The 12,276-nt window shown below is 31.2% G+C and carries 13 protein-coding genes; 11 read left to right on the top strand and 2 right to left on the bottom strand.

Annotated elements, in window-relative coordinates; translation table 11 throughout:
- The first annotated feature begins 9 nt into the window (after positions 1-9).
- From ACQY31_RS04450 to ACQY31_RS04440, 3 genes are read left to right on the top strand one after another with little or no spacing between them, the layout of a single operon-like run.
- Entirely contained in the window at positions 10-915 is a 906-nt protein-coding gene (locus ACQY31_RS04450) for a DMT family transporter (protein WP_428078920.1), read from the top strand.
- Positions 899-1,717: an alpha/beta hydrolase gene (locus ACQY31_RS04445; RefSeq protein WP_428078918.1), complete on the top strand. Its 819-nt coding sequence runs from the start codon at positions 899-901 to the stop codon at positions 1,715-1,717. Before ACQY31_RS04450 ends, ACQY31_RS04445 begins: the two co-directional genes overlap by 17 nt.
- Before the next feature lie 49 nt (positions 1,718-1,766).
- A complete protein-coding gene (locus ACQY31_RS04440) occupies positions 1,767-2,330 on the top strand; it encodes a hypothetical protein (protein WP_428078916.1) in 564 nt (187 codons plus the stop codon).
- On the opposite strand, the gene ftsY is transcribed toward ACQY31_RS04440, so the two are convergent.
- Together ftsY and dapF are read right to left on the bottom strand one after the other, a co-directional pair.
- Positions 2,323-3,240 carry a signal recognition particle-docking protein FtsY gene (gene ftsY, locus ACQY31_RS04435; protein ID WP_428078914.1) on the bottom strand — a complete coding sequence of 306 codons (918 nt, stop codon included), beginning with the start codon at positions 3,238-3,240 and terminating at the stop codon, positions 2,323-2,325. The genes ACQY31_RS04440 and ftsY overlap by 8 nt on opposite strands.
- A complete protein-coding gene (gene dapF, locus ACQY31_RS04430) occupies positions 3,240-4,064 on the bottom strand; it encodes a diaminopimelate epimerase (RefSeq protein WP_428078912.1) in 825 nt (274 codons plus the stop codon). The genes ftsY and dapF overlap by 1 nt, the downstream gene beginning before the upstream one ends.
- 166 nt (positions 4,065-4,230) lie before the next feature.
- Here dapF and ffh point away from each other — a divergent pair, with 166 nt between their 5' ends.
- From ffh to ACQY31_RS04390, 8 genes are read left to right on the top strand one after another with little or no spacing between them, the layout of a single operon-like run.
- Positions 4,231-5,589 (top strand): signal recognition particle protein, encoded by a 1,359-nt coding sequence (ffh, locus tag ACQY31_RS04425; RefSeq protein WP_262589911.1) that lies wholly within the window; start codon positions 4,231-4,233, stop codon positions 5,587-5,589.
- A gap of 17 nt (positions 5,590-5,606) precedes the next feature.
- Positions 5,607-6,095 (top strand): 30S ribosomal protein S16, encoded by a 489-nt coding sequence (gene rpsP / locus ACQY31_RS04420; RefSeq protein ID WP_428078910.1) that lies wholly within the window; start codon positions 5,607-5,609, stop codon positions 6,093-6,095.
- A 14-nt stretch (positions 6,096-6,109) separates the two neighbouring features.
- On the top strand, positions 6,110-6,796 hold the full coding sequence (trmD, locus tag ACQY31_RS04415) for a tRNA (guanosine(37)-N1)-methyltransferase TrmD (protein WP_075506095.1): 687 nt from the start codon (positions 6,110-6,112) through the stop codon (positions 6,794-6,796).
- A 16-nt stretch (positions 6,797-6,812) separates the two neighbouring features.
- Complete coding sequence (rplS, locus tag ACQY31_RS04410) at positions 6,813-7,367, top strand: 50S ribosomal protein L19 (protein ID WP_262589909.1); 555 nt, start codon at positions 6,813-6,815, stop codon at positions 7,365-7,367.
- A 10-nt stretch (positions 7,368-7,377) separates the two neighbouring features.
- Positions 7,378-8,781 carry a 3-isopropylmalate dehydratase large subunit gene (leuC, locus tag ACQY31_RS04405; protein WP_428078907.1) on the top strand — a complete coding sequence of 468 codons (1,404 nt, stop codon included), beginning with the start codon at positions 7,378-7,380 and terminating at the stop codon, positions 8,779-8,781.
- Positions 8,782-9,387 (top strand): 3-isopropylmalate dehydratase small subunit, encoded by a 606-nt coding sequence (gene leuD, locus ACQY31_RS04400; RefSeq protein ID WP_262589907.1) that lies wholly within the window; start codon positions 8,782-8,784, stop codon positions 9,385-9,387. It begins immediately after the preceding gene.
- Positions 9,380-10,486 carry a 3-isopropylmalate dehydrogenase gene (leuB, locus tag ACQY31_RS04395; protein ID WP_428078905.1) on the top strand — a complete coding sequence of 369 codons (1,107 nt, stop codon included), beginning with the start codon at positions 9,380-9,382 and terminating at the stop codon, positions 10,484-10,486. The genes leuD and leuB overlap by 8 nt, the downstream gene beginning before the upstream one ends.
- A 26-nt stretch (positions 10,487-10,512) precedes the next feature.
- Positions 10,513-12,276, top strand: a complete 1,764-nt coding sequence (locus tag ACQY31_RS04390) for an acyl-CoA dehydrogenase family protein (protein WP_428078903.1) — start codon at positions 10,513-10,515, stop codon at positions 12,274-12,276.

Raw genomic sequence — 12,276 nt, 5'->3', positions numbered from 1 at the left:
AATATACAATTGTCTAGTCAAAATAAAAATTTATTAGCTTTCTCTCTTTTATTTATTCAACCAATATTTATGGCATCTAATTTAATTGTTGCCAGAGGTGGTGTTGAGTTTGTGCCCCCAATTTCATTAGCTTTTTGGAGGTGGACGTTTGTATTTTTACTTCTCTTACCTTTCACGTATTCATCTTTAAAAAAGAATTTCAAAGTTATTAAAAATGAATACTCAAAATTATTTTTTCTAGGAGCAATGGGATGTGGAGTTTGTGGGGCTTTTCCTTTTTTAGCGGGTAAAACGACTACCGTCACCAATATGGGAATTATTTATACTTCATCTCCTATTTTTATAATTATAATTTCTGCAATATTTTTTAAAGAGAAAATTAATTTATTAAAAATTATTGGTTTGATTTCGTGTTTAGTTGGAGTTTTAGCAATTATTATTAAAGGAGATTTAAATTTACTTTTAAATTTAACTTTTACCATTGGTGATTTATGGATGTTGGCAGCTGCGATAGGTTGGGCTTTATATTCGATATATTTATTTTACTGGAAATCTCAATTATCGATTTTTACTAGATTTTCCATGATATCTTTGTTTGGCGCAGTAAGTTTATTTCCATTTTATTTAGCAGAAGAAATTTATTTTGAACAAACCATATTTAATTTTGATTTTTTATTGTGGACTATATTTGCAGCAGTTTCTCCAGGAATTATAGCATTTACATTGTATACTAAGGCTCAAGAAAGTTTAGGAGCTTCCCTTACTGGTTTTACTTTATATGTATTTACTATCTATGCAGCAATTTACGGATTTATATTGTTTGATGAAAATTTAGAAACATTTCATTATATTGGTACTATACTTGTTTTTGTTGGAGTTTACTTAGCAAAGAAAAATTATGATACCAAAACCTAGGAAATTAATTTTGCAAATTATATTTTGGATCTTAGTTATATATTTTATTTTACTAGCTTATCTTTTTATATTTCAAAGAAATCTAATGTATCATCCTAAGGAAAATAATTATTCAGGAGATAAAATAGATGTAGAAGTAGAAAAAGTTCAAATTCAAACAGCAGATAATATTAGCCTTTTAGGATGGTTTCATAAAAAAGATTTGAAAAAATTTAAAACAATTGTTTTTTTTCATGGAAATGCAGGAAACTTAGAAAATAGAATTCATAAATTAAATCATTTTAAAAATATGGATGTAAATTTTTTAATCATTGCTTGGCGTGGATTTAGTGGAAATTTAGGAAAACCATCTGAAAATGCTTTATATGAGGATGGAAAAAGCGCAATTAACTGGCTTAAAAATAAAGGTTTGAGTGACAGTGATTTAATCATTTATGGAGAGTCACTTGGCACAGGAATTGCAACTGAGGTTTCTCAAAATAAAAAATATGCTGGTTTAATTTTGGAAACACCTTTCACTTCAATGATTGCTGCAGCTAAGAATTTTTATCCATACATTCCTGTCTCTCTAATATTGAAAGATAAATATAAAAATGATGAAAAAATAAAAAATATTAATATTCCAGTTTTAGTTATGCATGGCGAAAAAGATCAAATTGTTCCTTTTTCTATGGGAAAGAAGATGTTTGATTTAGCAAATGATCCAAAGTCCTCTTATTTTACCAAACATGACGATCATATGATGGAATTTGATAATAATATGGTTTTCCAACTAGGTTCATTTATAAAAAGTTTAAATTAAGCCACAATCAAAACAATTTTATTCCAAAAATTCAAATTAATTTCTAACCATGAGGAAATTATTCATTTATATTTTTTTGACTTTTCTTATTTCAGGAACTTCTTTTTCTAAAGAAAATTTGTCTTCAATTGAAAATTTATTTTTTATTGATCAAATGAACTCGCATGATGAAAATTTTGCTTTGTATTTTAAACCAAGAGAAAAGGCTATATTAGCAAAAGGTGAAGTAAGTAATTACATCAATGATTACCCTAAAGATCTCTATATATATGATTATAAAACAGAAGTATCATCACCATTGATTTCTTATGAATGGTTTCCAAGAAAAGCAAAAAATTTTTTGAAGGAATATAATTTTCCAGTTTTTCCAGATGATTTTGCTTATTATCTATTAAAGGATAACAAAACATTGATAATGATTAGTGCTGTTAAAAGTTTAAAAGTAAATTTCAAATACGATATTGTTGAAAAGAAATTAGATCTATTTCCAACTAATGGAAAGTTTGATTTCATTATTTCCTCTATTGCAAAGGACTGCGGACACTACAAATTTAAGGATAATTATAGATGTAGTTTCTATAAACCTTTAATATCTAGTAATTTAATTAAGTAATTTGTGTAAACGCATCAGCAAATTTTTCAGCTTCAAAAATTTGCAGATCATCTTCCTTTTCACCTAAACCAAGTGCAATAATTGGTATTTTATACTTTTTAGCTACAGCCAGAAGTATTCCCCCCTTAGCTGTTCCATCTAATTTTGTCATTACTAAGCCTGTAATTGGGATAATTTTATTAAATTCTTCAACTTGATTTAAAACGTTTTGACCTGAAGTTGCATCTAAAACTAAAATCACATCATGAGGTGCACTTTCATCTATTTTTTTTGTAACGTTTGCTATTTTTTTATATTCTTCCATTAGGTTTTTTTTATTTTGCAGTCTTCCAGCAGTATCAATTAAAACTTGATTAAAATTGTTTGATATAGAAGTTTCTATTGCCTTATAGGCTACAGATGCAGGATCAGATCCTTGTGAAGATTTTGTAATTTCAACATTAATTTTTTTTGCCCAATTTTCTAATTGCTCTATAGCAGCAGCTCTAAATGTATCTGATGCTGCCAACATAACTTTATTTCCATTTTCTTTTAATATTTTACTAATTTTACCAATAGTTGTTGTTTTACCAACGCCGTTAACTCCAGAAACTAAAATGGCATTAAGTTTTTCTTTATTTTTAAAAAATTCGTTATTTTCTAGAGGTTTCATAACTGAGATAATATAGTCTTTAAGAATATTATTTATCTCAGCAGTTAAATCTTTGTTTGGATCTATTTTTGTTTTTGAGATTATTTCTCTAATTTCTGAGGCAGAAGCTACCCCAACATCTGATTGAATTAAATAATCTTCAATTCTGTCTAAAGTTTTGTCATCAATTTCTTTTTTGACAACTATATCTCTTAGGCCCGATGTAAAAGCTGAAGCACTTTTTTTAAATCCTGATTTAAATTTTTCGAAAATACCCATTAAATTTCTATATCGATTTCTTTTATATCAGAAACAGGACCTTTCATGTGGATACTATTTTTTTCATCTATAGATATCGTCAATCTTCCAGTAGAAAATTCGATGTTAACTTTATCGCTAGCAAGTCCTGCCTGCTTAGCAGCAAAGGCAGTAGCACAAGCTGCAGTTCCACATGCTTTTGTCAAACCAGCTCCTCTTTCCCAAACTTTTACCTTTATTAACTCTTTATTTATTATTGTAGCTATTGTGACATTACATTTTTCTGGAAACAGTTTGTGGTTTTCTATTTCTGGGCCAATTTTTTCTATTTCGAATTGTTCGTTGTCTTTTACAAAAAAAATTATATGAGGATTTCCCACATTAACAGCCGTTCCTCCAAAAAATTCATTATTATTTGAATCAACAATTTTAATATTTAAGTTTTTAGTTTCTAATTCTTCAGATAATGGAATTTCATTCCATTTAGTTCTGCCCAAACCAATTTCAGTAGATACTAATTTTTCTCCTAAAATATGAGATTTTAAATGGCCAGATAAAGTTGTTAATATAATTGTGTCTTTATTTTTTTCTTTTCCTAATAGCTCAGCCACACACCTTGTGCCATTTCCACATGCACCAGAAACCCCACCATCAGAGTTAAAAAATTTTATTGAAGCATCGTAATTTTGGTCTTTATTAATTAATATAAGTTGGTCGCATCCTATAAAGTTTCTGTCACAAATTTTAATTATTTGGTCTTTCGTAAGATTTGTAACTTTTTCTCTATTATCAATAATTACAAAATCATTGCCTAAACCGTCCATTTTATATGCTTTAATATTCATAATTAGATATTTAACTTATTTATTGACTTTTTGAACCTCTATTATAGGTTGTTGCCGTTTCCGCAAAAACATTAACTTTGCGGTGTCTTTGGAAACAAAGAGATCGACACTAGTCAGCGAGAGTTCGCCCACTAGTGCGTTACTGCTATGCGTAACAAAAAAATATATGTTTGAAAACTTAACAAATAAATTTGAAGAAATTTTTTCTTCTTTAAAAAAAGCACCCTCTCTGAATGAAGCTCAGGTAGATGAGGGCTTGAGAAGTATTAGGCAAGCATTGCTTGAGGCAGATGTTTCTTTAGATGTTGCAAAAGAATTTGTTGAAAACGTAAAACCTAAAGCTTTAGGACAAGAAATCATAAGATCAACTTCTCCTGGAGACATGGTTGTAAAAATTGTCTACGATGAGCTAGTAAACTTATTAGGTTCTAGCAATGCAGATATAAATTTAAATGCTGTACCACCAGTTCCTATGATGATGGTTGGTTTGCAGGGTTCGGGTAAGACAACTTCTACTGCAAAATTAGCTAAATATTTAGAAGATAACAAAAAGAAAAAAGTGATGATGGTCAGTTTGGATATTTATAGGCCAGCAGCACAAGAACAGCTTAGATCTTTAGGTGAACAGAATAATATTTTGACACTTCCAATTATTGAAGGTCAACAACCAACTGATATTTGCCAAAGAGCCATGAGTGCAGCAAATCTAAATGGAGCAGATATAATTTTGTTTGATACAGCTGGGAGAACTCAAATTGATTTACAAATGATGAGCGAGATCAAACAAATTGAGAGCATTATTAATCCAGCAGAAACTTTTCTTGTAGCGGACTCCCTTACAGGTCAAGTTGCTGCTTCAGTTGCAAAAGAATTCAAAAATACAGTTAACTTATCTGGAATAATCTTAACTAGAGCTGACGGTGATGCGAGAGGTGGAGCTGCCGTGAGTATGAAATATGTATCAAATGTTCCTATAAAATTTTTGGGTATAGGGGAAAAAATAGAGAATTTTGAGGTATTTCATCCAGATAGAATAGCAAATAGAATTTTAGGAATGGGAGACATTGTTTCCCTTGTAGAAAAAGCTGCACAAGATTTAGGTGAAGAGAACATTAAAAAAGCTGAAGAAAATTTAAAAAAGGGTCAATTCTCTATGGAAGATTACCTTTCTCAATTAAGACAAATGAAAAAAATGGGAGGCATTGAGGGGATCATGTCTTTTATGCCCGGAGTATCTAAAATTAAATCTCAAATGGATTCAGCAGGGATTGACGAAAGTATTATAACAAAAAACGAAGCTATCATTTTATCAATGACAAAAAAAGAGAGAGAGAATCCAAAAGTAATTGATGGTTCAAGAAAAAAAAGAATTGCTAATGGCTCTGGCACAGATCCAGCCACTATCAATAAATTGCTTAAGCAATTTAAAATGATGTCTGAAATGATGAAAAAGATGTCAAAAGGAAATCTGAAAGGTATGTCTGATCAAGGGATACCACCAGAGCTATTTAATAAACTAAAATAATAAAATAAGGAGAACAAATGTTAAAACTTAGATTATCAAGGGGAGGCTCTAAAAAGAGACCAGTTTACAAAGTTGTTGTAGCTGACAGTCGTTTCCCAAGAGATGGAAGATTTATAGAAAAAGTTGGTTTTTTTAACCCACTACTTCCTAAAGATAAAAAAGAAAGAGTAGGTCTTGAAGCTGAAAGAATTAAATATTGGCTAGGTCAAGGCGCTAAACCAACAACAAGAGTTGCAAGAATTTTAGGTGAAAATGATTTAATCCCTATGCCAGCAGCTGGAAATAATCCAAATAAAGCTGTTCCTAAAAAAGAAAGAAATAAAAAAGAGGAAGATGGTGCAGAAGCTCCTAAAGCTCCTAAAGCAGAAGCAGCTCGAGCAGCAGAAGCTCCAAAGGAAGAAGCTCCTAAAGCAGAAGCAGCTCCAGCAGCAGAAGCTCCAAAGGAAGAAGCTCCTAAAGCAGAAGCAGCTCCAGCAGCAGAAGCTCCAGCTGAGGAAAAAAAATAAACTGAGGAAAGTATATGTGGCAAGCTCAAGTGTTTACACTTTATCCAGATATTTTTCCTGGTCCTTTGTCTAAAGGTCTGTATGGAAAAGCAATGTCTAAAAATATTTGGAATTTAAAAGTGGTAAACATTAGAGATGCTGCTGAGGATAAACATAAAACTGTAGATGATACTCCATATGGAGGTGGTTCTGGTATGTTGATGAAGGCAGATGTATTAGCTAAATCATTAGATCAAAATAAAAATGAAGGAGAAAAAATATTATATTTATCTCCTAGAGGAAAAAAATTTGATCAAAATTATGCTAAAGAATTATCGAAGGAAAAATCGGTTTCGATAATTTGTGGACACTTCGAAGGAGTTGATGAAAGAGTGTTAAGCACAAGAAATATAGAAGAAGTTAGTATTGGAGACTTTATTTTATCAGGAGGAGAGTCAGCAGCATTTGTGGTGATTGATAGTATTTTGAGACTTTTACCTGGTGTTCTGGGAAATGAGAATTCTACGGTAAACGAAAGTTTTGAAAATGGATTATTAGAGTATCCTCAGTTCACAAAACCTCAAATTTGGGAGGAAAAAGCTGTTCCAGAAGTACTTTTGTCAGGAGATCACAGCAAAATTAAACACTGGCGTTTATCTCAATCTGAGGCTATAACACGCGTCCGAAGACCAGATTTATGGGAAAAATATAAGAAGAATTAATTTGATAAATATAACTATGAAAACAATTGAAGAGATAAATCAACATAACGTTAAAAAAATACTTTCAGAAAAAAAGATACCTGAATTCTACCCTGGAGATGTAGTTAAAGTAGGTGTTAGAATTACAGAGGGAAAAAAAGAGAGAATTCAATATTTTGAAGGCGTTTGTATTGCAAAAAAAAGCAGAGATTTAAACTCGTCTTTCACAGTTAGAAAAATTTCTTTTGGTGAAGGTGTTGAAAGAACATTTCCACTTTATGGAACTCTAATTGACTCAATTAAAGTTATTAGATCAGGAAAAGTAAGAAGAGCAAAATTATACTATCTGAGAGATAGAACAGGTAAATCAGCAAGGATTGCAGAAAAAATCAGAAAAAAAATTGGTATTGATGTTGATGCAAAACCTGAAACAGTTACTGAAGAAAACGTAGCACCACCAACAGAAGCTCCAAAGGAAGAGGCTCCTAAAGTAGAAGCAGCACCAGCTGCAGAAGCTCCAAAAGAAGAAGCCCCTAAGACAGAAGAAGCTACTGCCGAACAATCAACAGAAAGTACTTCAGAAAAAAAATAATTTTTTTTCAATGTCCACTACTCTTTACGATAAAATTTGGAATGATCATTTAGTAGATCAGCAAGAAGATGGAACAGCTTTATTGTTTGTCGATAGACACTTAATTCATGAAGTTACTAGTCCACAAGCTTTTGAAGGTTTAAGAAATTCAAATAGAAAAGTTCGTCATCCTAATTTAACTTTAGCTGTTGCTGATCATAATGTTCCAACGACAGATAGAACCAAAGGGATAGCAGATCAGGAATCTAAAATACAAGTCGATACATTAGAATCAAATTGTAAGGAATTTGGTGTACAGCTTTTTGGTATGGATGATAAACGACAAGGAATTGTTCATATTATTGGACCAGAACAAGGTTTTACTCAACCAGGAACAGTTATTGTATGTGGAGATAGTCATACCGCAACTCATGGTGCTTTTGGATCATTAGCTTTTGGTATTGGAACATCTGAAGTTGAACATGTTTTAGCAACGCAAACACTCGTTCAAAAGAAAGCAAAAAATTTTAGAATTAATGTTAATGGAACACTTCCATTAGGAGTAACATCTAAAGATGTAATACTTCAAATCATCGGAAAGATTGGTACTGCAGGAGGAACAGGTTGTGTAGTTGAATATGCTGGAGATTTAATAAGATCTTTGAGTGTTGAACAGAGAATGACTATTTGCAATATGACCATTGAGGGTGGTGCAAGAGCTGGATTAATTGCTCCAGATGAAAAAATATTTGAATATTTAAAAGGTAAACCCATGTCTCCAAAAGGAGAAAATTGGGAAAAGGCTTTGGAATATTGGAACAGTTTGAAAACAGATGCTGATGCAAGTTTTGATAAAGAAATAAATCTTAATGCAAATGATATTTTACCAATGATTACTTGGGGGACTTCACCTCAAGATGTAATTACAATCGATGGAAAAGTACCAAATCCTCAAAATGAAAAAGATGAGGATAAAAAGAACTCAATTGAAAGAGCACTAAAATATATGGGATTAACACCTGATATGGCAGCAACTGACATCAAGATAGATAAAGTATTTATTGGAAGCTGTACAAACGGAAGAATTGAAGATTTAAGGGAAGCTGCCAAAATCTTAAAGGACAAAAAAATATCATCTCATGTAAATGCTATTGTAGTTCCCGGGTCAGGATTAGTTAAAGAACAAGCTGAGCAAGAAGGTTTAGATAAAATATTTGTAAATTCAGGATTTGAATGGAGAGAGCCAGGCTGTTCTATGTGTTTAGCAATGAATGCAGATAAATTAAAACCAGAGGAAAGATGTGCATCTACTTCAAACAGAAACTTTGAAGGAAGACAGGGAAGAGGCGGCAGAACGCATCTAGTAAGCCCTGGGATGGCAGCTGCAGCTGCAATCTCTGGTAATTTAGATGATGTAAGAAAGTATCAAAATTAAATGCAAAAATTTAATACATTAAAAAGTATTCCAGCTTATTTACCAATCGTAAATATCGATACAGATATGATTATTCCTAAGCAATTTTTAAAAACAATAAAAAGAACTGGACTTGGAAAAAATTTGTTTTTTGAAATGAGATATGACGATAATGGAAAAGAAATTAATGATTTTGTATTAAATCAGGAACCATTTAATAACTCAAAAATTTTAATTGCAGGAAACAATTTTGGATGTGGTTCATCAAGAGAGCATGCTCCATGGGCATTGTTAGATTTTGGAATTACTTGTGTAATTAGTTCAAGTTATGCTGATATTTTTTATAGTAATTGTTTTAAAAATGGAATTTTACCAATAATTCTTGAAGAAGAAAAAATAAAAGAACTTTCTGAATATGCAAATAGAAAAGAAGAAATTTCTGTAGATTTAAATGATCAAAAAATTATTTACGGAAACAATGAAATTAAATTTGAAATAGATCCATTTAAGAAAAAATGTTTGTTAGAAGGATTAGATGACATTGCTCTTTCTTTAAAAAAATCTGATAAAATTCAAAATTTTGAAAATCAGTTAAAAGATAAAAAACCTTGGGTTTTTAATGATTAAAGTAAAAAAAAGAAAAATTCTATTATTACCAGGTGATGGTATTGGACCTGAGGTAATTGGAGAAGTTAGAAAAATAATTAATTGGTTCAATGATAAAAAATCTTTAGACTTTGAAATAGATGAAGATCTTGCAGGTGGATGTTCTTACGATAAACATGGTACACCTATAACAGATGAAGTTTTTTATAAAGCTTTAGAGAGTGAAGTTGTTATGCTCGGTGCAGTTGGAGGACCTAAGTGGGATAATATTGAGTTTTCAAAAAAACCGGAGAGAGCTTTATTAAAATTAAGAAAAGAATTAAAATTATTTGCAAATTTGAGACCTGCCATATGTTTTGAACAGTTAGTTGGTGCATCAACACTTAAACCAGAAGTAGTTTCGGGTTTAGATATAATGATTGTAAGAGAATTAACAGGTGGAATTTATTTTGGTGAACCAAGAGGTATTAAACCAATAGAAAATGGTGAAAGAAAAGGAATAAATACTCACACTTATACCACTGGTGAAATTACTAGAGTTGCAAGAGTTGCCTTTGATCTTGCTCGAAAAAGATCAAATAAAGTTACATCTTGTGAGAAATCTAATGTAATGGAAGCTGGACAACTATGGAAAGAAGAAGTTCAGGAACTTCATGAAAAAGAATACAAAGATGTTGAGCTAAGTCACATGCTTGCAGATAACTGTGCAATGCAATTACTTAGAAATCCAAAACAATTTGATGTAATTGTTACTGATAATTTATTTGGTGATATGCTTTCAGATCAAGCTTCAATGTTAACAGGATCTCTAGGGTTATTACCTTCAGCATCCTTAGGTGCAAAAAATAAAGATGGTGAAATGAGAGCAATGTATGAACCTATACATGGTTCAGCTCCTGATATTGCAGGAAAAGGGCTAGCAAATCCAATCGCAACAGTATTAAGTTTTGCAATGGCTTTAAGATATTCTTTAGATCTTGATAATGAAGCTGATGCTTTAGAAAATGCTGTACAAGCTGTATTAAATGACGGTCTAAGAACGAAAGATATCCTTTCTGAGGGCATGAAAGAAGTATCTACCTCGCAAATGGGCGATGCGATAATTTCAAAATTGCAATAAATCTCTAAGTATTCTAAGCTTTTTAAATGCCAAGTTATTCTGCACCTGTCAAAGATATGATGTTTCTCTATGAAAAATTAAGAGATAACAAAAATTATAATGATCTTGAAAGATATAATGAAGTCAGCTCAGATTTGGTTAAAGATATTTTAGAAGAAGCAGCTAAAATCAATCAAAATTTAATTTTACCACTTGCTAAAGCAGGCGATGAAAATCCAGCAATTTTAGAAAATGGTGTAGTTAGAACACCACCAGGATACAAAGAAGCTTATCAGAAATATATTGAGGATGGATGGACTTCATTGTCATGCGATCCAAAATATGGTGGTCAAGGAATGCCAAAAACAGTTAGTGCTTTTTTTGACGAAATGCTGTCTTCAGCTAGTTTATCTTTTAAACTTTATAGTGAATTAAGTATTGGAGCATACAATTGTATTAATCATCACGCTACTGATGAAATAAAAGATAAATATTTACCTAAAATTGTAGAAGGTAAATGGAGTGGCACGATGTGCTTAACAGAACCTGTTTGTGGTACCGATTTAGGTTTACTTAAAACAAAAGCAGTTAGTCAATCCGATGGAACTTATAAAATAACTGGCCAAAAAATTTTTATCACATCAGGTGATCATGACTTAACAGAAAACATTGTTCATTTAGTCTTAGCAAGATCTACTGACTCACCTACAGGAACAAAAGGAATAAGTTTATTTTTAGTACCCAAGTTTTTAGTAAATCAAGATGGATCGGTTGGACAAAGAAATGGTATTTCAACAGGATCTATTGAAACAAAAATGGGAATTAAAGGTTCGGCAACTTGTGTCTTAAACTTTGATGATGCAACAGGATACATGATTGGTCCTAAGGACAAAGGTTTAAATGCAATGTTTACCATGATGAATCTTGAGAGAATTGTAGTTGGTATTCAGGGATTGGGTATTTCAGAAATTGCTTACCAAAATTCACTTGCTTATGCAAAAGAGAGAAAACAAGGAAAAACTAATAATTCTAAATCTACAAATGGTGCAGATTTTATTATTGACCATGCAGACATAAGAAGAACTTTATTAAACATGAAATCAATAATTGAGGGAGAAAGAGCTTTATGCTTTTGGCTGTCTCAACAAACTGAAGTTAGTCTTCATCATCCAGATGAAAAAATTAAACAGGAAGCTTCTGATTATGTTTCTTTGATGACACCTGTAGTTAAATCTTTATTTACTGATTTAGCTATGGAGATTACGAGCGATGCTATGCAGATTCATGGAGGGTACGGTTATACCAAAGACCAAGGTATTGAACAGTTATACAGAGATAACAGAATTACACCGATATACGAAGGAACTAATTCAGTTCAAGCTGCTGATTTAGTATTTAGAAAATTAATTAATAGAAATGGTGATGTAATTTCTAAATTTTTAGAAATGATAAAATCTGAATGTGAAAACAAACATGAAAAGGTAAAATCTTTTACAAAAGATCTTACATATTATCTTGATATTTTATCAAAGTTCACTGGTTGGATTGTAGATAAAAGTAAAATAGAAAAAGATGATGTTTCTGCAGCTGCAAATGATTATTTAAAAACACTTGGTTATATTTCGATTGCTTTTTCATGGATAAAAATCTTAGAAATCAGTTTTAAAGATTATGAAGAAAATAAAGAGTTTTATTCAGACAAAATTAATACAGCTACATTCTACTTTGAAAAAGTGCTACCAAGAGCAGAATATCATTATAAATCTGCAGTTTCAGGTAGCTCAAATATAATGAAATTTAAATTTAATTAA

The sequence above is a fragment of the Candidatus Pelagibacter sp. genome (assembly GCF_965262185.1).
Classification (GTDB): domain Bacteria; phylum Pseudomonadota; class Alphaproteobacteria; order Pelagibacterales; family Pelagibacteraceae; genus Pelagibacter.
This window is presented reverse-complemented; position numbering and strand designations above follow the sequence as displayed.

What these genes read in the sequence shown, in the direction of transcription:
- leuD (WP_262589907.1), top strand. Translation starts at nt 8,782, where the DNA reads ATGCAAAAATTTAATACATTAAAAAGTATTCCAGCTTATTTACCAATC.
- rplS (WP_262589909.1), top strand. Translation starts at nt 6,813, where the DNA reads ATGAAAACAATTGAAGAGATAAATCAACATAACGTTAAAAAAATACTT.
- leuC (WP_428078907.1), top strand. Translation starts at nt 7,378, where the DNA reads ATGTCCACTACTCTTTACGATAAAATTTGGAATGATCATTTAGTAGAT.
- leuB (WP_428078905.1), top strand. Translation starts at nt 9,380, where the DNA reads ATGATTAAAGTAAAAAAAAGAAAAATTCTATTATTACCAGGTGATGGT.
- ACQY31_RS04390 (WP_428078903.1), top strand. Translation starts at nt 10,513, where the DNA reads ATGCCAAGTTATTCTGCACCTGTCAAAGATATGATGTTTCTCTATGAA.
- ffh (WP_262589911.1), top strand. Translation starts at nt 4,231, where the DNA reads ATGTTTGAAAACTTAACAAATAAATTTGAAGAAATTTTTTCTTCTTTA.
- rpsP (WP_428078910.1), top strand. Translation starts at nt 5,607, where the DNA reads ATGTTAAAACTTAGATTATCAAGGGGAGGCTCTAAAAAGAGACCAGTT.
- ACQY31_RS04445 (WP_428078918.1), top strand. Translation starts at nt 899, where the DNA reads ATGATACCAAAACCTAGGAAATTAATTTTGCAAATTATATTTTGGATC.
- dapF (WP_428078912.1), bottom strand. Translation starts at nt 4,064, where the DNA reads ATGAATATTAAAGCATATAAAATGGACGGTTTAGGCAATGATTTTGTA.
- trmD (WP_075506095.1), top strand. Translation starts at nt 6,110, where the DNA reads ATGTGGCAAGCTCAAGTGTTTACACTTTATCCAGATATTTTTCCTGGT.
- ftsY (WP_428078914.1), bottom strand. Translation starts at nt 3,240, where the DNA reads ATGGGTATTTTCGAAAAATTTAAATCAGGATTTAAAAAAAGTGCTTCA.
- ACQY31_RS04440 (WP_428078916.1), top strand. Translation starts at nt 1,767, where the DNA reads ATGAGGAAATTATTCATTTATATTTTTTTGACTTTTCTTATTTCAGGA.